Source organism: Melghirimyces thermohalophilus, assembly GCF_900102685.1.
Taxonomy (GTDB): Bacteria; Bacillota; Bacilli; order Thermoactinomycetales; family DSM-45169; genus Melghirimyces; species Melghirimyces thermohalophilus.
On the sequence record NZ_FMZA01000018.1, the window covers coordinates 37,263 to 58,189 of the forward strand.

Below are 20,927 nucleotides of genomic sequence, written 5' to 3' on the forward strand. Positions count from 1 at the left end.
AGAAGTGGACCCCTATGCGGACTGGGGATGCAAAAGCCGGCGGGGACGTTCCCTCCCCTCGGCTTCGGATGGGGAGGGAACAGCCGCTGTCCAACTGAGAACCTGGTAATGATCCGCCAGGGCCGAGCAAAGGCAAGCCTCTGAATGTGTTTGTGAGGGTTTGCACGGATCGACATCCGAGTGTGAAGGAGACACAACAATATGTGCGGTCATGCCCACCATAAGGGTTACCGGACCACCTTCGTCTCCAATGCATCGGGAGAAGCGGCTGAACGGAGCCTTGCTGGCCGATCTTTTGCGTAAAATCCAACCGTATTTCGAGGAACGGACAACATCGTCCTCCACAGCAAGGGAGAGAATCGATGTTCAGTCGGCGCTGATTCACTTGGATGCCTATCCCACGGCTGGGCGCGTCATCGCACTCGGGCTTCCCATCTAGTCGGTTTGGCGAACAAGCTGGTGGCCGGCTGGCTGCCGGAACTGTTGAATGCGGGGATGGAATCTTTGCAGACGGGGGTGATGGATCATTTCCGCTCCCTGACAGATGACCATCCCCTATTGAAAATAACAGCTATCTGACGGGGCAGGGTCTGATTGGGGAGCGTTTCCATCGACGCTGTGGACAAGAGGGTATCTTTTTAAGAACGGTCGGGGAAAAGAGGAATCGGTTAGCCCGAAGGGTCCCCCATGCTGTCGGCCGAGTGGTTATATCCGTGGTCTTAATGATAAAGGAGAAAGCTTCCAGCGGACTCGGCGGGTGAAGGGCGGGTGAAGGTTGATCCTTATTGATTCATCCCCTTTGACGAGAATACAGGAAATGGTGTTTTAGTGACGGCGCTACCGGGTCATACTGGGGAATGAATGGAGGGGTAGCGATGGATTGGTCTGTACTTTCTCTGTGGGAATGGCAAGCGATGACCATCATTACCGTTCTCTCCGCCGGGCTGGCCTGGTGGACCAAAAGAAGGTTTTTTCGGGCGACGGCGTGGGGATGCGTGGCGGTCCTGATGCTGTCATCGGCGCTGTTGGAAACCTCCGGTCCCTGGGTGACCTTTCTCGGGATTATCATCGGTTCCGTCTTCCTGCTGCTGATGACCCGGCAAATCCTGGATCCTGCCACTGATTGAACCTCCGCCGAAAAAGAGGTGTGGAGTAACTCCACACCTCTTTCTCTTTATCGCTCACCCCTTAAAGGAGGTCATTCTCCCATTTTGTCCGCCACCTCTATCAGGTACGGTTTCTAACCCCTCTTTGTTATTCACTGGCTCCGTCTTATCTTGTTGTTCCTTTAAAGCATGGGGATATCATTCTATTTTTAAAAAAAGACCGATTTTGACGGGCCGATACAGCCAGCACGTTCCAGTGCCGATATCCCTCTTACTCTGTTTTTAATTTCTAAGTTGGACTCGGGACCGGGGTCAGGTTACAATGAACGGGACTTCCATTGTGAGGAGGGGGCAGGATGAACCGTGTAGCTTGGGTAACCGGCGGAATCTCCGGTCTGGGCGTCATGGTGGTCCACCATTTGGCAGAAGCCGGTTGCCGCATCGCCGTCAATTATCGGAGCAGTCGGGAAAAAGCGGATCAACTGGTACAAACCCTGGAGCAACAGGGAAGAGAAGTGCTCGCCCTCCAGGGGGATGTCGCCGATCCGACAGCGGTCAGGCGGATGGTACGGGAGATAGAAGAGCGCTGGGGCGGGGTGGACATCCTTGTCTGTGCCGCCGGCCCGTTTCTGTTCAAACGGATCTCCGCCGTGGATCTGACCGATGAACAATGGCGGGAGATGGTGGACGGGAATCTGAGCGGCGCCTTTTACTGCGCGCGGGAAACGGTTCCCGGGATGCGCAGGCGAGGCTGGGGGCGGATCATCACCTTCGGTTTCCCTGAGGTGGAAACCGCTCCCCACTGGGAGGGTTTTTCCGCCTATGCGGCGGCGAAGGCGGGTCTGGTCTCCTTGACCCGGACACTAGCCCGGGAGGAAGCGCCTCACGGCATCACCGTCAACATGGTGTCACCCGGGGATATCCGTCACCCGTACAAGGAAGCTCCCATCGCCGCCGCCCGGGGCGAACGGGAACCCAAAAACCCGGTGGGCCGGCCGGGAACAGGGGAGGATCTGGCCCGGGTGATCCGCTTTTTGGCCGAGGACGATTCCGATTTTGTCACCGGGGCGGTCATTCCCGTGACCGGGGGCTTTGACAACCGCGATTTCCATGTGGAGGGGGACCAATAAAAACGACCGCCTGAAGGGACAGGCGGTCGTTTAAGCATTTAAAATATCTTTTTTACGGAAATAATAAATGGCGGTCAGAAGACTGATCCCGGTCCAAACTGATAAGACTGTCACCCCCGTGCCTAAAGATAAATCGCTTTTCAAATTCGCGGAAAGTTGACCGCTCCAGTTATTGCCTGGGTTCAGATGAACCGAGAACAACCAGAACAGCCAGCGCCCATCCTCCATCTTTTGTACTAATATATACCCCGCTATCACTGCAGCCAGAGCCGTACCGGCGCTGACCATAGGGGATTTGAACAAGGTGGAACTTAAAAACGTGATGGAGGCAATAGTCATCATCGCCAAAAGTGCGAATAACATCGATAGGATGCTATATTGCCACTCAGGAATCACCAAGGCTTCGCTGAAATGGGGGATGGGCAAAATTATTGTCTCCTGTTCCGCCGCTTCGGACACCGAGGTAAAGCTGAAATCCACATTTACAAATCGCGGCTGCTCTGCTCCGTTAATGCCGTACAGCAACAGGTTGGTCGCCAGGAGGGATGAAAAAAAACAGAAAGTAAGAAGGGCAGTGACCGTGAGGCTGGTGGCCCATTTTCCCAGCAAGATTTTTACCCTCGATACAGGACGGACCAACAACAACTTGATCGTACCTCTAGTGCTTTCCCCCGACACTATATCAGCAATGAGCCAGATGATCAGAACAGGAAGGAAGAGTCCGGTGGCATGGGGCATGATTTTGTAAATTTGATCCCAGCTAGAACTCTCATCCGGTAGGAGGGGGGATATCCTGTCGGAGATGGTACTGTAACTCTCTTTTACTAGCAATATTGGTTTGCCACTGCTTTTTTTGAAAAGGGTCCATAGCCTCCGATCGATCGGTTGACTGTTTTTCCATTTTCGCGGTAAGTTTCGCCAAGTCCTCTTTTACAACTTCATTCCAGTCGTCTGATTTCAACCGTCTCATTCGTTCCAGTTTCTTCTTCAGGTTACGAACTGATTTCTCCTGTATTTCGATTCGTTCTTTAGTCATCGACGATGGGGAACCGTTTTCAGATTCCTTCTTCAGTTTGTGCAGGTACTGTTCTGCATTGCTAATCCGCTTTTCCATTCCTCCAATGGTATTACGGACAGCAAATTCTTTCTCCCACATATATAATGTAATAGAAATAGCTGCCCCCAACACGACAGCAATTATCAAGATGACCCAAAAACGAGGTCGGTGGATCATCTTCATCCATTCATTAGAAAAAACATACCCCCATTCACGCATTGATCTTCCCTCCTCCCGGTGAATCCGACGTCGTTTGTTCAGTCAATTGAAGAAACGTGTCTTCGAGGGAGTTTTGTTCCGATCGCACCTCATAAATGGATACACCTTGACTGGCCAATTGTTTAATGATATAAGGAACGGCTTTTTCTTTTAGTTGGGCATGGATGATACCAGGCTCATGTTCTTTTGCCACGACACCTTCACGCCGAAAAACAGAGAGTGCGTGAGTTGGATTTTCTACACGGAAAGCGACCGCATTCGATGGTTCCACCAAGTGTGACACGGCTGCTTCCTTCAAAAGGCGGCCATTGTTCAGAATAGCTACCCGGTCACACATCATTTGAATTTCACTTAAAAGATGACTGGAGATAAAAACGGACATTCCTTCACCTGCCAGTTGACGGATCAGGTTCCGAAACTCCCGTATGCCCGCAGGGTCCAATCCGTTAGTCGGCTCATCAAGTATCAGCAGCTTGGGATCAGCTAGTAAAGCTTGAGCTACTCCCAGACGTTAACGCATGCCGAGAGAATATGTTTTCACTTTATCATCGAGCCTGTCGGTTAGCTGAACCTGTTCAGCCACGACTTCCGCACGGTAGTCTCGTTCTTTTTTGCTTAATCCCGCTAACCGCCCATAATGGATTAGATTTTTTCGGCCTGTAAGGTATGAATAGGTTTCAGGATTTTCCACGATGGTTCCGATATGCCTTAATGCCTGTATGGGGTTTTTTTGCACATCATTTCCCATGATTTGAATCCTGCCCATGGTTGGTTTGATCAATCCCACAATCATGCGTATGGTTGTGGTCTTGCCGGCACCGTTAGGACCCAAAAATCCGTAGACCTCCCCTTTTCGAACCCGCATACGAACCCTGTCCACGACCCATCGGGAACCGAGTTTCTTGGAGAGATCCTCCACTACTAAAACATCCATCATTTCATCCTTTCATTCTCCTTTAAATCTTCTATGATATATCCTACAGAAAAAAGACCCACTTGAATAACCAAGCAGGCCCTATTTTTAACGATTAGTCCCAAAATTCAGCCCTTGTTTCATAATCGCGGTCTTTAAACCATTGAGGTATACCGAGATACACCTCTGCTTTGTCATTAGTCCCATCTACATATTTATCGACCTTCCAAATCCTGACAACCACCCGGAGATATATATTCAATACCAATCTGATCATTTGGGTTGTAGGGATCTTTTTCCCACAGTCTGTAATGTCCACCGGCAGAACCAGTACTGATACAGGTTTTTAGATATCCTCCACCAGACTCAAATGAAACACTTTGATTTTGAAAAACGGAATAACCAAGATAATCCCATTCTCCAGCACCCATGGTTCCAACTTCAGCTGATACGGTTGAGGGAACAAATACAGCGACCATAAATGCAACCAGAATGACTCCTATTTTTTTTCATTAAGTAGCCCCCTTGGAAAAAATAACTCCTTGACTATTATCAATAAGAATATTTTTATATTACAACTTCTCCCGGGTTTTTTAACACTAGGAAAATGAGGGTGTGTTCAAAAATTGAGATATCCTCAATGGGGAAAAACGTGTATAATAAGACCGCCTGCAGGAACAGGCGGCCCTTTTTGTGACAAAAACAGACATCTTGCAACAAAAATAAAAGCACATGCGTTATAATGAGAGGGTGTTCAATCAGGTCTCTGTTAGGTGTTGGCAGAATGTTGAACATACCATCCTAAACCGAACCAGACCATCGAACCGATGCAACCAAGCACCAAGCCTGAGAGGCCATACATGTACCAAAACAGCAGGGACACGAGGAGGCCGATGAATCCAGTGAAGCGGCAGGCGAATACGGCTGCTTTCTTGTTCATGGGATCACCTCGTCCCCCATCTTACCACAGGACGGTCGAAGCGTAGAAAGAGAGTAGACCTGCCGTTCTGATGGATTTGTATTTTGTTCTTATTCATCCTGAACTGATTTTTCCCTTTAATGATTAGAAAAAGAATGGGATGCAGGGGGTTTGAAGTGATGGATAACTATCGGATGTCGACGGGAGGCATGCCTCCGCGGTCGCGAAGCACCGGACGCCGGGCTGGGAGGCGATCGTTGACCAACCGGGCAGGTAAAGGCGGCAACGGCGGCGGTAGACGTTTTCGCTTTTTTAATAAGAAGTGGATTCTGCTGGTGTTGTTGACCACCCTTCTGTTGGTGGTCGGCGGCTGCTCCGCCGTGATGATGAACGCGAAAAAGTTCAGCATGGATCAAATTGAGGATTCGATGAAAACTTCCTCTGTCGTCCTGGACAAAGACGGCGATAAAGTGATGAATCTCGGGGCGACCAACCGGGAGTATGTCCAGCTGGATGATGTGAAGTCACCGGAGCTGTGGAAAACCTATCTGGCGGTGGAGGATGAGCGCTTTTTCGAGCACAATGGGGTGGACTATCGGGGGTTGGCCCGGGCCGTGGTAAGCAACATCGTCGCCATGGGTAAAGCGGAAGGGGCCAGTACCATCACCATGCAGGTGGCCCGGAACGCTGTGCTTAAAGAACGGGAAAAGACCTACACCCGGAAACTGAACGAGATCGCCGTCGCCCTCGATCTAGAGAGAAAGTACGATAAGATGAAAATTCTGGAGGTTTATCTTAACTATATCGACCTGGGCAGCAGTGTCCAGGGGATCAAGATGGCGGCCAAGGTGTATTTTGACAAAGATATCACCAAGGAAAAGCTGGAACCTCATGAGATCGCCCTCTTGGCCGGATTGCCCAAGGCGCCCTACGGGTATAACCCTTATACCAATCCGGAAGAAGCCAAGGAACGGCGCAATGTGGTGCTGAATAAAATGGCTGAAGACACGGCGCTTCCCGGAGGGCCGATCATCTCTAAAGAGGAAGCGGAGAAGTACAAAAAGAAGCCTCTAGGGGTCAACCCGGACTATGTGGACAAGCATCTGAAGAGTAAGTCCTACTATGCCTATAAGGATGTCCTGCTCGACGAAATCGAAAGACGTTATTCGATCGATAACATCAAAGAGTTTGCCAACAGCGGTTATACGGTTCACACCACCCTGGACCCCAATGCCCAGCAGGCGGTGGAAAAGGCCCTGGAGAAGAAGGAGTACTTTATCAATCAAGAGACCGGACAGCCGACCGAGAACTTGAATGCGGCGATGACCATCATGAACACCAAAGGGGAGATCGTCGCTGTCGGTGGCGGCCGCGACTACAAACCGGGTTACTACAACTGGGCCAAAAAGAAACACCAGCCGGGTTCGACCATCAAACCGATCACCGTGTTCGGACCAGCGGTGCAGGATCACGGCTACAACGAATTTTCCACAGTAGAAGACAAACCGATCAAGATCGGCAACTATACGCCGAAGAACGAACAAGGGGAGTTTTTCGGGGAGGTTTCGCTGCAGGAAGTGGTGAATAAATCCCTCAACGCTTCCACCATCTTGATGCTGAAAGATGTGGTCAAACTGGATCCTGCCGCTCAATATGCCGAAAAAGCGGGGCTGGAGCTGCATCAAAATGATAGAGGTAGCTATGCTGCACTCGGCCTCGGCGGGATGACCAAAGGGGCGAGCACGATCGAGATGGCCCAGGCTTACTCCTCCTTTGCCAATGTAAACACGGGGGGGTATACACCGGCCCACACCGTGAAAAAGATCGTCGACCCGACCACGGGACAAGAGCTGCAGCCAGAACAACCAATTCCGCAAACCCCCAAACAGGTATGGAGTAAGAAGACGGCCTGGTATATGACCCGCATGTTGTTGAACAACGTGGAGGAGGGGACCGGAACCAACGCCCAGATTCCGGGCTACGATGTGGCTGGGAAGACCGGGACCACCCAGAACAACAAGAAATCCTGGTTTATCGGCTATACTCCCAACTACGTGGGAGCGGTCACCGTCTTTAACATGTACGATAAAGATGACTCCAACGACGTGAAATTGTCCGGCGGCGGATATGCAGCCCCGATCTTCCGGGATGTGATGACCCAAGTGCTGGAAGGCCAGACACCGCAGCCCTTCAAAAAGCCGGCCGGTGTACCGGAGCCGCAGCCGCCCTTTGAGCTGAAACCGATCCAGGATCTTAAGGGACAGTATGATCCCAGCGCCAAGGCGGTCAACCTGCAGTGGTCCGATTATGATGACCGGTTGAAGTATAAGGTACAGCGCTCCGAGGACGGCCAAGATTGGAAGGATATCGGAGAGACGAAGGAAGGAAGCTTCAGCGACAGCAGCATCAAACCCCCGAAGCCGAACGAGGATGGCGGCGGATGGTTTGGCATCGGAGATGAGCCTGCAGAACCCAAAACCTATCAATACCGTGTCATCGCTGTGGATACCCAGGCCGAGGAAGGGGAGCCCAAAGAATCTGATCCCTCCAATGTGCTGACGGTCGAGGTCACTCCGGATCAGCAATCGGAGGAACCGCCGGAGGATCAGAATCCGCAAGATCAACAGCAGGACCAACAACAAGACCAATTCCCTGATCGAGGAGACTCTCCCTTCCCCGATGGCGGGGATGAAGAGGGACGTCAACCTGACGGCGGTGATCCTCAAGGGGATCAACAGCCAGACGGTGGCGACCAAGAAGGCGGGGATGACGGCGGAGGCATATTCGGTTAACGTGAATGAAAAGACCGGTTCGCATCGACGAACCGGTCTTTTTTTTGGTGGAAGAATCTATTGGAATTGGGACGCAAGTTGAGTAGTATAGATATAAGGTCCTTTTTTTACATAAAATGAGAGAGATAGAGGGGATTGTAAGGATGCGAGAACTTGTCGGAGACATCCTGTGACTGGGGGTTGAGAAGATGGCACGGGACCGGAACGGGAAGGTGGATACCACCTCCTCCCGGGTATCGGAAAAGGGTGGCAAGCGAGGGTGGCAACGATATTTTAATCGAAAGTGGTTTTTGCTCGTTCTGATCACGACCGTTTTATTGGTGGTAGGCGGTTGTTCGGTGATCATGGTATCTGCCAAGTCGATGCCTTTGGACCGGCTGAACCAGATCGACGTGGCCTCCACCGTTTACGATGTGAATAACAAACCGGTAGCCAAGCTCGGTTCTACCAATAAGGAATATGTGGAGCTGAAAGATGTCAAATCCCGGGAATTGATCGAGGATGCCTTTGTGGCCGTGGAAGACCGCCGTTTTTACCAACATAACGGCGTCGACTTCCGCGGGATCTTCCGGGCTCTTATCACCAATGTGCTCGAAGGGCAAAAAGCGCAGGGCGGCGGAACGATCACGATGCAGGTGGCTCGCAATGTGATATTGGAAAATAAAAATAAAACCTACATTCGGAAATTGAAAGAAGTGGCTGTCGCCTGGAATCTGGAGCGGAAATACAGCAAAGAAGATATCCTGGAAGCGTATCTCAATTTCATTTACTTCGGCAATGACGTGCAGGGAATCCAAATGGCTTCCAAAATCTATTTTGGCAAGGATTTGACCCAGGAGGAGCTGAAGCCCAACGAAGCAGCTCTGTTAGCTGCTTTACCTAAAGCCCCTTCTACATACGATCCTTATCGTCATGAAGAGAAAGCCAAACAGCGTCGGGACTTGGTCCTCCGGTTGATGGCAGAACAAGGCATGATTACGGAAGCGGAGGAGAAAAAATACCGGCAGATGGCTTTAGGTGTCGATAGAAAATATTTGAAACAATACGCCAAGGTGGATAAGTACACCCCCTACAAGCATTATTTGATTGAGGAAGCGACGGAGCGGTTTGATATCTCTGAGACGGAGCTGGTGACCGGCGGTTTTAAAATATACAGCCATCTAGACCCCAAGGCGCAACAGGCCATGGAGAATGCTTTTGATAATGATGGCCTCTTTCAAAACCATGAAGCCTTGGATGGCGGAGCGACGATGATGAATCCCAAAACCGGGGGAGTAGCCGCCATTGCCGGCGGGCGCGATTACAGGGGCCAAGGGTTTATGCTTCGGTCCAAAGAGGAGCACAGACAGCCCGGTTCGGCGCTCAAGCCGATTACGGTTTTCGCTCCTGCCGTGCAGGAACAGGGTTACAACGAGTATACGACGGTCCCTGATCCTCCCGATTTTCATATCGGGGATTGGAAACCGAAAAACTTTCAGCAGCGTACATTCGGCGAGGTACCTTTAAAGGAAGTGGTGGCGAAATCCCTCAACGTAGCCACCGCCTGGCTGCTGAAAAATGAAGTGGGCTTGGATACGGCGGCAGATTACGCCACCCGGATGGGGCTGGAATTGGATCGGAAAGATCGCTCCTCCTATGCCGCCTTAGCCCTCGGTGGGTTAACCCACGGGGTGAATACGGTGGAGATGGCTCAGGCTTATTCGGCCTTTGCCAATCAGGGAAAAATGACGGAGGCTCATGCTATACGCAACATCACTACCACCACTGCAGATCGCAAATGGACGGATGAGGAAATCGCGAAGGAAGAGGAAGTGATCACACCGAAGACCGCCTATTATCTGACCCGAATGTTACGTGATAACGTCCGCCAGGGCACCGGGACCAATGCCCAACTACCTGACGGGCGGGATGTAGCCGGGAAGACCGGAACCACCCAGGATAGCCGGGAGGCGTGGTTTGTCGGTTACACCCGCGAGTATGTGATGGCTGCTATGGTGTTTCATCAGCAAGATGGAGAGGTGGAGCTGTCCGGGGGGCAGTATCCGGCGAAGATTTTCCGTACGGTGATGTCCAAAGCTTTGGAAGGAAGGCCGGTCAGCCGCTTTGATAACCCCGGGGTGGCGGAGCCAGAACCGCCCTTTGAGCTGAAGCCCGTCCAACTTTCCGGTTCTTTTGATCGAGAGGAAGAAGCGGTTCAGCTGAAATGGAATGATTACGACGACCGGTTGCGGTATCGCATCGAACGGTCGGAAGACGGTCAAAACTGGAGAGCTGTCGGAGAGACGCAGGCCGGTTCTTACACCGATGGCAGTATCGTCCTTCCACAACCTGATGGTGATGATCCTTTAGACGACATTTTTGGTGGAGAGGCGAAAACTTACCATTATCGGGTGATCGCCATTGATACCGAGAAAAATGATGAGGCGGATCCCTCCAATATCGTCACGTTAGAATTGCGCCCTTCAGAGGAGAAACCGCCTGACGACCCAGGTGACCAGGAAGGGGATTCCCCTGGAGAGGAAGGTGGCGGCCCGGTGGGGGATCGACCCGGTGACCAACGAGGGGGTGAGGGCGGAGACCAGGAAGGGGATCCAGGGGGAGAACGTCCCCCAGGGGACCAAGGCCCCATTTTCCCTGATGGGGGGGATCCGGAAGATGCCGGCGGAGATGAGGGAGGATAGCCGAAACAGGGGAAAAGAGGAGCTTTGCAAGCTCTCCTCTTTTTTGTTGTATACAAACGGGCTGGCAGGGAACGCTATCGAAAAGCCTGATGGAAAAAGGAGGAGACCTGTGAAGAAGGAGCTCCAATCCAGTGTGGAACAGAAGAAGAAAGCCCAAGATCAACGGAAGGGATACAGAGAACAGGAGAGCCGGGCAGGTTATGGCAGTCGAAAGTTGGAGGGGCCAAACCGTCCGAGCACTTAACCTCACCGATCCGTCCACCCACAGTGGACGGATTTTTTACGACCGCCCGTTCCTGTAAGGACAGGTTCTATCCCGGGTGTTGTCCCAATACACTGTTTGTACAAGGGATGAGTTACAGACCGGGAGGGGTTGTGTGTGGCGGTGCATGAACGGTGGTTTACGGCAGCGCGTGTCGGATTTGCATATATCGGCACAGTGGTCGGAGCCGGGTTTGCCTCCGGACAGGAGATCATGCAGTTTTTTACAGTGAGCGGTTTTAACAGTGTCTGGTCCATCCTGGCGGTGACCGGACTGTTCTCTTGGCTCGGGATCCGGATGATGGTGATGGGGGCACGCCTGCGGGCGCAGTCTTTCGAGGAGTTCAACAATTATCTCTTCGGTCCTAAGTGGGGACAATGGATGAACGGTTTTGTCGGTATCATTCTGTTTGGGGTGACGACGGCGATGATGTCGGGTACCGGCGCACTGTTTCAAGAGCAGCTGGGCCTCTCCTTCCACTTTGGAGTCATCGTTACATCGCTGATCGCCTTTTTGGTGATCATGCGGGGAATGGAAGGGATTTTGGATGTCAATGCCCTGGTGGTCCCCTGTATGTTCGCCTTTACAGTGGTGGTTGGTGTACAAGGTTTGGCAGGGTCGGGCTTGGAGAGTTTTATATCGATGGAGGCGGTGGAGGGAACCAAACCTTGGCCCGTTTCCGCCATCACCTATGTTGCCTTCAATTTGGCGATGTCCCAGGCGGTCTTGGTGCCCATGGGAGGCGAAATTCAAGATGAGAAAACCCTTCGTATCGGTGGGGCCTTCGGCGGAGTCGGATTGGGACTGATGCTTTTGTCCACCAACTTTGCCCTGGCTCTGGAAATTCCCCAGATTCTCCATATGGAGATTCCGATCGCCTCGGTGATCGCTGCGCTGGGGGAAGGGATGAAATACTTTTTTCTGGCAGTGATGTGGGGGGAGATATTTACCACCCTGATCGGCAATGTTTACGGGCTGGCGGCCAACCTGAAACCGATTCTGCCGATTCAGATAAACGTGCTGATGGGCGGCATTTTCGTCCTGGGATATATCTGTTCGCTGATCGGCTTCCCGGTGTTGGTGGGTTGGATCTATCCTTTCTTTGGGTACTGCGGTTTAATCGTGATTTTATTGTTGGCGGCTCGCAAATACCCCCGTCTGCAGACGTAGTGCCCTTTAAGATAACCGAGCTCCTTACGGATTGTCGCTGTCTGGGGAGGTCGGGACTACATGTGAGCTTGTTCCGACGATTCCATCTCCTTAAAAGGGCATCAGCTCGTCTGTACCTTTCGTGCAAAAGGTTAACAACACAAGTTTTGCCAGACGCTTCGCTTCCCGGTTGCGCTTGGGGATATACGACTGCCCTTTCACATACGGCATCGTGGCCGTTACGGTTTCGAAAATTGCTTCCTTTTGTTTAATATGGAAATTAAGAGATGGATTCAGACCAAAAGGAGGAAAATCAGTTGGAAATCAACCGAGCGATACGAACCCGTCGAAGTATTGGTAAAGTGAGTGAATCCATGCCGGACCCGCAATTGATTGAAAAAATGTTGGAAGCCGCTCAGTGGGCGCCGAACCACCATATGACTCAACCCTGGAAATATTTTGTGTTGACCGGAGAGGCTCGGAACCGGCTCGGGACTGTGATGGCGGAGATCAAAGCGGAGACCATGAGCGAAGAAGAGCAACAAACCGAAGCCAATATGGATCGTCTTTCCAGGGAACGAAAAAAGCCTCTCCGGTCCCCCGTGGTGATCGCCGTCGCCGTCACGCCTTCCGATGATCCAAAGGTAGAGGAGATCGAAGAGATTTGCGCGGTGGCCGCCGGGGTGCAAAATGCGCTGCTCACCGCGCACGCCCTCGGATTGGGAGCCATCTGGCGGTCGGGGAAACCAACGTATCACCCTCGTATGAAGCGCTTTTTCGGATTGGGGGAGCGGGATACCTTGCTCGGATTTTTGTATGTCGGTTATCCGTCCATTCTGCCTAAAGAGCGACCGCGGCAGGCGCTGGAGGAAAAAGTGGAGTGGTGGGATCAGTAAACGGTAGGATCGGTTGGGTACCTTTCGATCACCTCGGGACGAAAACAGAAGGGGGACATAAAAGATGACCCTGCTCCTGATGGTCGTCATCGCCTACTTGATCGGCTCACTTCCAGTACATGTCATCTCAGGACGAAAACAATTGCGGCCGGGAATGCTTCCGATCGGGATCCATCCGGTGCGCAATCTGCGGGAAGGTCTGGTTCTGGCCGGGCTGCAGGTGGGAAAGGGGGCGTTGGCCACCCTGGTCGGTTTGATGTTTCACGGGTGGACCGGAGCCGCCTTTGCCGCAGCTGCCGTGGTGTTGGGTGACCTTTTTTCCGTTTTTCAACGGTTCCAAGGCGGTCGCGGGATAGCGGTGGCTGGTGGCACATTGCTCATCTTAAGCCCGCTATTGATTGTGGTGGGGGCCTCGATATATTTGATCACCCTGTGGGTCACTCGTTATCTGTCTGTCTCCGCTGTCTTCGCTGCACTGGGCGTGATGTTGCTCACCCTCGTCCTGTTTCCCGAGTTGTATGTGATGGGTGTCGTGTTGTTTGCCGGCAGCCTGATCATGTTTCGCCATCGGGATCTATTTAAGGGCCGGTATCGGGGAGCGGAACCGCCGATTCGCTGGCGCGGTTTTCGTCGGTGGCGTTAGCCTCTTTAGTAAAAAAGGACCTTTGAGGCCCTTTACTCATGATCAACTGGCCGTTTTCCGATAAGAACATACTCGGCGATACCGTCTTTGGTTTATTTTAAATAGGTTGACCCCCTGAGTAATATTGACTTCATAAATTTTGCGGGAAATCCCGAAATTGATTCCGTATGCTTTTCGATTATATTGTCTGCTCGTCGCTTTGGCCGCCTGGATTGAAAGCTGTTTCAGCCTTCTTTTTATCCGGCGGCGCTTCTTTTTTGTATCTTAAATGATTTTTAAGAAGATGGTTCAGTTGGATCGGTCGTCCTCCTGGATGGTAGTTCGTGACGATTCTATTTTTTCTGGCCATTTTTCCAACGATGTCAGCTACTTTTCATTTCCCGCGGATTCGCGTGACGAGAACTCGTATCAAAGGGCTTGTTTTTTGGGGTGACGCTGCGAATCCCCCTTGGGATCACAGAATGCCCCCTTTTTGTTCATGACCCGTCTCAGTCGGGCTGTTTGTTCTTGTATACGAACACGTTTCGTCGAGTTTTGATCTGGCACTTGTTTTTGCCCTTTCGTTTCAGCCGCAGGATTCTCTTCCCTTGCCCCTCGCCGTTGGGTTTGATGTAGAGTACCCAATACCGTCGCATCATGCGGCATAAGTTTTTTTATTAAAACGTATTGTTCTAGGAAATGGCGTTAGGAATCGGGCCTGTGTGATTTTGCTTCGAGGATTTCGTTTCTTTCTCTTTTTTTCTTTGCCACTCTCATACCCCGCCACTTGTGGTTATAATAGTTTATGGCGGAATTCTATTCTTTTGTGAGGGCCTCTGTTGAGCTAGCAGAAATTTAATGAAATAGTTGATGGCTCAAAACGGGGAGGATTCCACATTTTTCCCGGAGACGGCGAGGGATTGTAACAAAGTCTCGTAAGGTGGGGAAGCGATTCTGGGTGGGGGATCCATTTTCATGGGCTGAGAAGTAGAGCCCAGATAAAATGGCGATTTTCTAAGTATCATCGGAGATAAAGGGAGGGAAGAAACGACGTCAATGAAACCGGACTGGAAGATCTTTCGTTGTTACAATTAAAAGCACCAACGCGCTACAAAAAAGCATTTCTTGGTCCTTTAATGATTGACATATAGTTTTAAATCGACTATGATGTATTTAAACGATTTTGAAGGTTTTTTTAGGATTAGTGAAATGGCAATCTTCCCTTTTATCCGATAAAATGAGTTTGACCCCCTTGAGACGAAAAGACCGGCCATCATGGCCGGTCTTTTCGTTTGCAGAAAATGATCAGTTGAAAATTTTGCGGAAGAAAGTAATGGTTTTCTTGAGCGCTTCATCCAGGGCATCAGTGCTTCCCTGGAAGGGATGGACGGCATTAAAGGTGTGTCCCGCATGGGGAATGGTGTGAAGCTGCGAGTGGGAGGCTGCCTCTCGCAGGGAGCGGGCGCTTTTGAGAGAAACGGCCGGATCTTCTTCCCCTTGCAGGATCAGAATTGGCTTCTCGTAGTCGGTCAGGCGCTGCAACAGATCAAACTGTTCCCGATGCTGCTCGATGTCCTCCAACACTTCCCGATCGATCGGCATGTTTTGACCGGTTCGGGCGTTGGGAATCCAACCCCTTCCCTTTTCCTGGATTTCTTGCTTCAACTCATCGGCGAAAAAGTCAGTTCGGGCGACGCTGTTCCACAAAGCGACCCCATCGATGAACGGGTGATCCAGTGCGAACAGGAGGCTGTTGGCGCCGCCCCGGCTGTGGCCGAGCAGCCCGAGCCGATTGAGGTCCAGCTCCTCGTGGAAAGGCAGCGATCCTGCTTCCATCTCTTGAAAGATCCGTGCTAAATCCTCCTGCTCCCGACTGAAGGTGTTGCGGGCAAACTTGTCCAATTCCTCGAAGGTTTCCGAGTTTTCCCCGACGCCGTTCATGGAGAAATTGAAGGTGATAGCGGCCAGGCCCGCTGCGGCCAATTGCTCTCCTGTGTAAGGGAAAAAACCCCAGTCCTTAAATCCCTTAAATCCGTGACAGATAACCACGACAGGATAGGTGCCGGAAGTTTCGGGGAGACGAATCTCCCCCCGGATCACCCGGTCTTCTTTTCCTACGTCCAGTGTAAAAGGTTTGGTTCGCAGTCCCATATGTTCGTGCGGAGGGTGCTGTCCCTCCACCCTTCCCTCCTTCCGGTCGGTCTCCTTCCATTATCCCTGCTTATGCCCACTCTTTGTAGCCCCTTTTTGCTTCAATTGAACCCTTCTGTTCAATGGGATATAATAGTTTCCACAAGTAGATCAGGTGATAAGGTCTTCCGCATTGCGGAAGCGAAAGAGGGAAGCCGGTGCAAATCCGGCGCGGTCCCGCCACTGTGATTGGGGAGCGAAGCCGTAGGATGCCACTGTTTCATTTCAGCATGACGGGAAGGCGCGGTGAAGCGAGGATCCAAGAGCCAGGAGACCTGCCTTGTCACTTTGATGCTTGCGATCTCCTTCGAGGTAAAGGAGAGCGCTGGGCCTGTTCTGGGTGATCTATGTCCAGATGCAGGCTACGCCCCCCTGTTTACCTCTCGGGTGATGGGGGTTTTTTCTTTGCCCCAAAACCAACATTCAACGCAGGAGAGGATCCGGATGAAGAGATGGCAAAGGGTTTCAGCCCTGTTGCTGGCCATGCTGCTGGTTTTGAGCGCTGGTTGTACATCGGCGCCTGCAGCGGATCAGGGCGGCGAGGGGCAACAGAAGGCGGCGGCTGGGTTTCCGGTTGAAGTGAAAGATGACACGGGCGAACAGGTGACGGTGAAGGAGGAGCCGAAGCGGATCGTCTCCTTGCTTCCCAGCATGACGGAAACGGTTTATGCCCTGGACCGCGGAGACCGGGTAGTTGGGGTGACGACGAACGACACTTATCCGAAGGCGGTCAAAAAAGTGGAAAAAGTGGGAGACATGAAAATCAACGTGGAAAAAGTGGTCTCCCTCAAACCGGATCTGGTGCTAGCTTCCCCGGGAATGAACGGGAAGGAGACCATCGATCAACTGCGAAAATTGGGCCTGACAGTGATCGCCTTGGAGCCGAAAAATCTGACAGAAGTATTTGCGCAGATCGAGGCGGTTGGCAAGGCCACCGGATCTGCGGAAAAAGCCGACCAGCTGATCCAGAAGATGAACAAAGAGAGGGCGTTGGCGGAAAAGGTGGCGTCACAGGTTCCGAAGGATCAACGGGCTAAGGTATGGGTGGAAGTCTCTCCCGATTTGTTTACCGCCGGCAATCATACGATTATGAATGAATTGATCTCCCTCGCCGGTGGAGATAACGTGGCCAAAGAGCAGGAAGGTTGGGTACAGGTTTCCTCGGAGAAAGTGGTTAAATGGAACCCGGATGTGATTTTGTATACCCATACGGAGAAACCTGCGGCAATCGCTTCCCGGGGTGGATGGAAATCAATCGAGGCGGTTAAAGAGGAGCGGATCCAATCGTTGCCGCCGGATATCGTCAGTCGACCGGGTCCTCGGATCACCGAGGGCCTCCTCCACATCACCAAAGCCATCTACCCTGAGGCATACGCCGACGTTGTGAAATGAGCGGACGGAATTGGTTGTCCCGTCTTACCCTGTGGAGCGGTACACTTACTACCCTGTTGTTGTTCACGATGGCGGCGGCGATCTGCTGGGGCAGCACCGAATTGGGTATGGCCGATGTAGGGCGGGTGGTGGCCTCCCGCTTTACTGGAGTGAGCGCCGTCGATCCGGCGGTAGACGCCATCATCTGGCAGATTCGCCTGCCCCGGGTGGTGTTGGCGGCGATGGTGGGAGCGGCTCTTGCTGGAGCAGGGGTGGTGTTTCAGGGGCTCTTGCGAAATCCGCTGGCTGACCCTTACATCCTGGGAGTTTCCTCTGGAGCGGCTCTGGGAGCGGCCTTGGCCATATTCACAGGAATGGGCACTGCTGTACTGGGTGCGTGGACGGTGCCCGCCTGGGCCTTCATCCTGGCCTCAGCTGCGCTGTTTTTGGTGTTGGGTCTGGCGGGAAAAGCGATGCGAACCGAGACACTGATCCTGTCGGGGGTGGTTGTCCAGGCCTTTTTTGGCGCTCTGCTCACCTTTGTGATTGCGGTCGCCTCCGCGGAAGAGATGCAGCGGATCCAATATTGGATCATGGGCAGTGTCGCTTTGAGGGAGTGGCATCACGCGACGGCCATCCTGCCCTTTCTGGTTTTAGGCCTGGGTCTGGTCTGGCTGATGTCCGGTTCCCTCAATCTGTTTTCCCTGGGGGAGCGATCCGCCGGCCATCTCGGGGTCTCCGTACGGCGTACCCGGACGGTCCTCCTGTTGACGGCTACCTTGATGACCGCCGCCGCCGTGGCCGTATCGGGAACGATCGGTTTTGTTGGCCTGATTATTCCCCATGTGATGCGGAGGCTGACGGGTCCTGACCACCGAGTGCTGTTGCCGGTGTCTGCCCTAGCTGGGGCGATGTTTTTGGTGGCGGCGGACACGCTGGCCCGCACGGTGATGGAACCGCGAGAGCTTCCGATCGGGGTGGTGACCGCCTTGATCGGGGCCCCTTTCTTCGCCTGGCAATTACGACGCAGCCTCCGACACCGGTGATAAATCGGCGGTAGCAGTTGAACAGGAGAGAGAGCCCATGGTGAACATCCGGAATTTATGGAAATATGACGGCGACCGGCCCCTCCTGCGGGGAATCAGCTTGTCGGTGGCTCCCGGCGAGATGCTGGGGGTGATCGGCCCCAATGGCAGCGGAAAGACCACCCTGGTTCGGTTGTTGTCTGCAGAGGAGAACCCGGAAGCAGGGGAGATTCGGCTGGGTGGGCGACCGCTCACGGAATGGAGTGCCCGGGAGCGGGCTCGACAGATGGCCGTCCTTCCCCAGGAGGGACTGCCACCGACCCCTTTCACCGTAGAGGAGGTGGTGTCGATGGGGCGCCATCCCCATCGGGGATGGTGGCCCTGGTCAGGATCCAGGGATGCTGAGGCCGTGGAACAGGTGTTGGAAGAGACTGGCTTGCAGTCGAACCGAAACCGGCGGGTGGATCGCTTGAGCGGTGGGGAGCGGCAACGGGTGGCCATCGCCAAGGCGATGGCGCAACAGCCCCGGCTGTTGGTACTGGATGAACCGACCACCTACCTGGACATCGCCTATCAGCTATCGGTTTTGGACGGGATTCAACAGTGGCGGCGACGGGAGGGATTGGCGGTGTTGGTGATCCTCCATGACCTGAATTTGGCCGCCCAGTACTGCGATCGTCTCCTACTCATGAAAGAGGGCGCCCTCTTTGCAGAGGGGACACCGGGACAGGTGCTGACACCGGAGCGGATTTGGGAAGTATACGGTGTACAGCCGGTGTTGACTGAGCATCCGGTCACCGGGGCACCTCAGGTGCTGCTCACTTCCGGTGAACAGGCTCCTGCCGAGAACAGAGAATCTGCCGTACCCTTTCCTCTGTAAAAGAGGAGAGACTCCAAGCAAGGGGGAATCAGGATGAAACTGTATACCCGGAGCGGTGATGCCGGGAAAACCAGTGTGGTCGGTGGACGCGTGGATAAGGACGATATCCGTGTGGAAGCTTACGGCACCATCGATGAAGTGAATGCCTTTGTCAGTGAAGCCATCTCCCGAATGGACCCATCTCGAGACAAGGATATGATCCGGGATTTGACCCATATTCAGCATGAGCTGTTTGATGCCGGTGGCGACCTGGCTCAAGCGGGTAAAAAACGGGATTACAAAGTGACGGCGGAGATGGTGGCACGGCTGGAGGAATGGATCGACCGCTATCATCAGGAGGCGCCGGAGATTCGTCGGTTTATCCTGCCCGGGGGGACCTCCCTTTCCTCCGCCCTTCACGTCTGCCGCGTCCTGACGCGACGGGCGGAACGGCGGGTGGTCACCCTCTCCCAGGATCAGGAGACCAACGAGGAAGTTCGTCGTTACCTGAACCGGCTATCTGACTTCTTCTTCGCCATCGCCCGCGCCGCTAACGCCCGAAAGGGGCATCAGGATGTGGAATATGAGCGGAGTGGGGATGTCTTTAAGTAAGTCCCCTCTTTGGTTATACTGAGAAGATGGAAGGGGGGATGAGTGGTGGCCTTAAAAGTATACCAGTATCCGCGCTGCGGCACTTGCCGCAAGGCGCTCAAGTACCTGGAGGAAAAAGAGATTCCCTTTGCGGATCAAAATATCGTCGAATCCCCTCCCAGTCGGGAGGAGTTGGCGGAGATGGTGCGCAAGAGCGGTTTGCCGGTTAAAAAGTTTTTCAACACCAGCGGCAAAAAGTATCGGGAGTTAGGGTTGAAAGATCGTTTAAAAGAGATGGATGACGAGGAGATGCTGGATCTTCTCGCCTCCGATGGCATGTTGATCAAACGGCCGCTCGTTACCGATGGCGAAAAGGTGACCATCGGTTTTAAGGAAGATACCTTCGATCAAACCTGGGCCCAGTAAAGCGAGGGTCAACGAAGGGAGCCCTGTCGGGCTCATTTTTTTACCTTTGGGTGGAACCGAAAAGGGAGGCTATTACCATGGATTCATTCATGAGGCGGGCCGTGCAACTGGCAGTGGATAATGTTCGTGAGGGAGGGCAGCCCTTTGGCGCTGTCCTGGTCAAAGATCAGGAGGCGATCGCCGAAGGGGTGAATGAGTTACATAAGAACTACGATGTGAGCGGGCATGCGGAAATGCTGGCACTCCGGCGCGCACAAGCCCGATTTCAGTCCAATGACTTGTCCGGAACCGTGATGTATGCCAGCGGCGAACCCTGCCCCATGTGTTTAACGGCGATGTACTTCGCCGGGGTCCAAAAAGTGTACTATTGCGCATCTGTTGAGGAAGCAGTGGAAGCAGGGCTGGGCAAATCGAGAGAGATTTACGAGGACCTGAAAAAGCCGAAAGAGGCTCGCTCCCTGCCGATGGTGGAAATGCCCTTGGAAAAGGGGCAGGAAGATCCGATGGCACTTTGGAAAAAGCGGTGAAAAAAGCCCTGGCAAGGGCTTTTTGTATTTCATCCGGCAGTGGATGAAAAGAAGCCCCCTGAGATGAGGAGGATTTTTAATGAAGGGTCATTAGCAGTTATTCAGTGTGACGGGTCGTTTTTTGTCCACTGGAGCAAAAAGAATACCCGTACCCTCGGGCTTTTTTGATCCGTATCCGGATGGAGGTTGAGT

General features: G+C 52.9%; 21 protein-coding genes and 1 riboswitch. Of the genes, 14 read left to right on the top strand and 7 right to left on the bottom strand.

Features of this window, described 5'->3' with window-relative positions; genetic code table 11:
* Window positions 1-875 precede the first annotated feature (875 nt).
* A complete protein-coding gene (locus BLP91_RS12985; RefSeq protein WP_091571869.1) occupies window positions 876-1,127 on the top strand; it encodes a hypothetical protein in 252 nt (83 codons plus the stop codon).
* Window positions 1,128-1,462: 335 nt separating this feature from the next.
* Window positions 1,463-2,236 carry an SDR family oxidoreductase gene (locus BLP91_RS12990; RefSeq protein WP_091571871.1) on the top strand — a complete coding sequence of 258 codons (774 nt, stop codon included), beginning with the start codon at window positions 1,463-1,465 and terminating at the stop codon, window positions 2,234-2,236.
* A 30-nt stretch (window positions 2,237-2,266) separates the two neighbouring features.
* On the opposite strand, the gene BLP91_RS12995 is transcribed toward BLP91_RS12990, so the two are convergent.
* From BLP91_RS12995 to BLP91_RS16790, 6 genes are all read right to left on the bottom strand, one after another.
* Window positions 2,267-2,974 carry an ABC transporter permease gene (locus BLP91_RS12995; RefSeq protein WP_091571874.1) on the bottom strand — a complete coding sequence of 236 codons (708 nt, stop codon included), beginning with the start codon at window positions 2,972-2,974 and terminating at the stop codon, window positions 2,267-2,269.
* Window positions 2,975-3,005: 31 nt separating this feature from the next.
* On the bottom strand, window positions 3,006-3,512 hold the full coding sequence (locus BLP91_RS13000) for a hypothetical protein (protein WP_091571877.1): 507 nt from the start codon (window positions 3,510-3,512) through the stop codon (window positions 3,006-3,008).
* The gene (locus BLP91_RS17395) at window positions 3,505-4,020 is read right to left on the bottom strand and encodes an AAA family ATPase (protein WP_342670305.1); all 516 of its coding nucleotides are present in this window, start codon (window positions 4,018-4,020) and stop codon (window positions 3,505-3,507) included. Before BLP91_RS17395 ends, BLP91_RS13000 begins: the two co-directional genes overlap by 8 nt.
* A gap of 3 nt (window positions 4,021-4,023) precedes the next feature.
* Complete coding sequence (locus tag BLP91_RS17400) at window positions 4,024-4,446, bottom strand: ATP-binding cassette domain-containing protein (protein WP_342670304.1); 423 nt, start codon at window positions 4,444-4,446, stop codon at window positions 4,024-4,026.
* Window positions 4,447-4,771: 325 nt separating this feature from the next.
* Window positions 4,772-4,912, bottom strand: a complete 141-nt coding sequence (locus BLP91_RS16785) for a hypothetical protein (protein ID WP_176757973.1) — start codon at window positions 4,910-4,912, stop codon at window positions 4,772-4,774.
* Window positions 4,913-5,194: 282 nt separating this feature from the next.
* The gene (locus tag BLP91_RS16790) at window positions 5,195-5,365 is read right to left on the bottom strand and encodes a hypothetical protein (protein WP_176757974.1); all 171 of its coding nucleotides are present in this window, start codon (window positions 5,363-5,365) and stop codon (window positions 5,195-5,197) included.
* A 158-nt stretch (window positions 5,366-5,523) separates the two neighbouring features.
* Between BLP91_RS16790 and BLP91_RS13020 the strand changes: the two genes are divergently transcribed.
* The 6 genes from BLP91_RS13020 to BLP91_RS13045 all read left to right on the top strand — a co-directional run bounded on the left by BLP91_RS13020 (window position 5,524) and on the right by BLP91_RS13045 (window position 13,767).
* A complete protein-coding gene (locus BLP91_RS13020) occupies window positions 5,524-8,136 on the top strand; it encodes a transglycosylase domain-containing protein (RefSeq protein WP_176757975.1) in 2,613 nt (870 codons plus the stop codon).
* Between the two features lie 188 nt (window positions 8,137-8,324).
* Window positions 8,325-10,817 (top strand): transglycosylase domain-containing protein, encoded by a 2,493-nt coding sequence (locus BLP91_RS13025; RefSeq protein WP_091571888.1) that lies wholly within the window; start codon window positions 8,325-8,327, stop codon window positions 10,815-10,817.
* A 109-nt stretch (window positions 10,818-10,926) separates the two neighbouring features.
* On the top strand, window positions 10,927-11,061 hold the full coding sequence (locus BLP91_RS17310) for a hypothetical protein (protein WP_281220632.1): 135 nt from the start codon (window positions 10,927-10,929) through the stop codon (window positions 11,059-11,061).
* Window positions 11,062-11,196: 135 nt separating this feature from the next.
* Entirely contained in the window at window positions 11,197-12,249 is a 1,053-nt protein-coding gene (locus BLP91_RS13035) for a YkvI family membrane protein (RefSeq protein WP_091571893.1), read from the top strand.
* A gap of 296 nt (window positions 12,250-12,545) precedes the next feature.
* On the top strand, window positions 12,546-13,124 hold the full coding sequence (locus BLP91_RS13040; RefSeq protein WP_091571896.1) for a nitroreductase family protein: 579 nt from the start codon (window positions 12,546-12,548) through the stop codon (window positions 13,122-13,124).
* A gap of 64 nt (window positions 13,125-13,188) precedes the next feature.
* On the top strand, window positions 13,189-13,767 hold the full coding sequence (locus BLP91_RS13045) for a glycerol-3-phosphate acyltransferase (protein ID WP_091571900.1): 579 nt from the start codon (window positions 13,189-13,191) through the stop codon (window positions 13,765-13,767).
* A gap of 1,284 nt (window positions 13,768-15,051) precedes the next feature.
* Here BLP91_RS13045 and BLP91_RS13050 read toward each other — a convergent pair.
* On the bottom strand, window positions 15,052-15,927 hold the full coding sequence (locus BLP91_RS13050; protein WP_091571903.1) for an alpha/beta hydrolase: 876 nt from the start codon (window positions 15,925-15,927) through the stop codon (window positions 15,052-15,054).
* Between the two features lie 113 nt (window positions 15,928-16,040).
* A riboswitch (cobalamin riboswitch) is annotated at window positions 16,041-16,233 on the top strand.
* 147 nt (window positions 16,234-16,380) lie between these two features.
* Here BLP91_RS13050 and BLP91_RS13055 point away from each other — a divergent pair.
* The 6 genes from BLP91_RS13055 (at window position 16,381) to BLP91_RS13080 (ending at window position 20,735) form a co-directional block, all read left to right on the top strand.
* Window positions 16,381-17,328, top strand: coding sequence for an ABC transporter substrate-binding protein (locus tag BLP91_RS13055; protein WP_176757976.1), 948 nt, complete (start codon window positions 16,381-16,383; stop codon window positions 17,326-17,328).
* Between the two features lie 14 nt (window positions 17,329-17,342).
* Window positions 17,343-18,353, top strand: coding sequence for a FecCD family ABC transporter permease (locus BLP91_RS13060; protein ID WP_245662271.1), 1,011 nt, complete (start codon window positions 17,343-17,345; stop codon window positions 18,351-18,353).
* A 37-nt stretch (window positions 18,354-18,390) separates the two neighbouring features.
* Complete coding sequence (locus BLP91_RS13065) at window positions 18,391-19,212, top strand: heme ABC transporter ATP-binding protein (RefSeq protein ID WP_091571911.1); 822 nt, start codon at window positions 18,391-18,393, stop codon at window positions 19,210-19,212.
* Window positions 19,213-19,245: 33 nt separating this feature from the next.
* Entirely contained in the window at window positions 19,246-19,803 is a 558-nt protein-coding gene (locus tag BLP91_RS13070; RefSeq protein ID WP_091571914.1) for a cob(I)yrinic acid a,c-diamide adenosyltransferase, read from the top strand.
* 45 nt (window positions 19,804-19,848) lie between these two features.
* Window positions 19,849-20,208 (top strand): arsenate reductase family protein, encoded by a 360-nt coding sequence (locus tag BLP91_RS13075; protein ID WP_091571917.1) that lies wholly within the window; start codon window positions 19,849-19,851, stop codon window positions 20,206-20,208.
* 77 nt (window positions 20,209-20,285) lie between these two features.
* Window positions 20,286-20,735, top strand: coding sequence for a nucleoside deaminase (locus BLP91_RS13080; protein ID WP_091571920.1), 450 nt, complete (start codon window positions 20,286-20,288; stop codon window positions 20,733-20,735).
* The last annotated feature ends 192 nt before the right edge of the window (window positions 20,736-20,927 follow it).

Excerpts from the sequence above, each read along its gene's own strand:
- BLP91_RS13070 (WP_091571914.1), top strand. The coding sequence starts at position 19,246 with ATGAAACTGTATACCCGGAGCGGTGATGCCGGGAAAACCAGTGTGGTC.
- BLP91_RS12985 (WP_091571869.1), top strand. The coding sequence starts at position 876 with ATGGATTGGTCTGTACTTTCTCTGTGGGAATGGCAAGCGATGACCATC.
- BLP91_RS12990 (WP_091571871.1), top strand. The coding sequence starts at position 1,463 with ATGAACCGTGTAGCTTGGGTAACCGGCGGAATCTCCGGTCTGGGCGTC.
- BLP91_RS13025 (WP_091571888.1), top strand. The coding sequence starts at position 8,325 with ATGGCACGGGACCGGAACGGGAAGGTGGATACCACCTCCTCCCGGGTA.
- BLP91_RS13080 (WP_091571920.1), top strand. The coding sequence starts at position 20,286 with ATGGATTCATTCATGAGGCGGGCCGTGCAACTGGCAGTGGATAATGTT.
- BLP91_RS13065 (WP_091571911.1), top strand. The coding sequence starts at position 18,391 with ATGGTGAACATCCGGAATTTATGGAAATATGACGGCGACCGGCCCCTC.
- BLP91_RS13055 (WP_176757976.1), top strand. The coding sequence starts at position 16,381 with ATGAAGAGATGGCAAAGGGTTTCAGCCCTGTTGCTGGCCATGCTGCTG.
- BLP91_RS16790 (WP_176757974.1), bottom strand. The coding sequence starts at position 5,365 with ATGAACAAGAAAGCAGCCGTATTCGCCTGCCGCTTCACTGGATTCATC.
- BLP91_RS17400 (WP_342670304.1), bottom strand. The coding sequence starts at position 4,446 with ATGGATGTTTTAGTAGTGGAGGATCTCTCCAAGAAACTCGGTTCCCGA.
- BLP91_RS13045 (WP_091571900.1), top strand. The coding sequence starts at position 13,189 with ATGACCCTGCTCCTGATGGTCGTCATCGCCTACTTGATCGGCTCACTT.
- BLP91_RS13020 (WP_176757975.1), top strand. The coding sequence starts at position 5,524 with ATGGATAACTATCGGATGTCGACGGGAGGCATGCCTCCGCGGTCGCGA.
- BLP91_RS12995 (WP_091571874.1), bottom strand. The coding sequence starts at position 2,974 with ATGCCCCATGCCACCGGACTCTTCCTTCCTGTTCTGATCATCTGGCTC.
- BLP91_RS13000 (WP_091571877.1), bottom strand. The coding sequence starts at position 3,512 with ATGCGTGAATGGGGGTATGTTTTTTCTAATGAATGGATGAAGATGATC.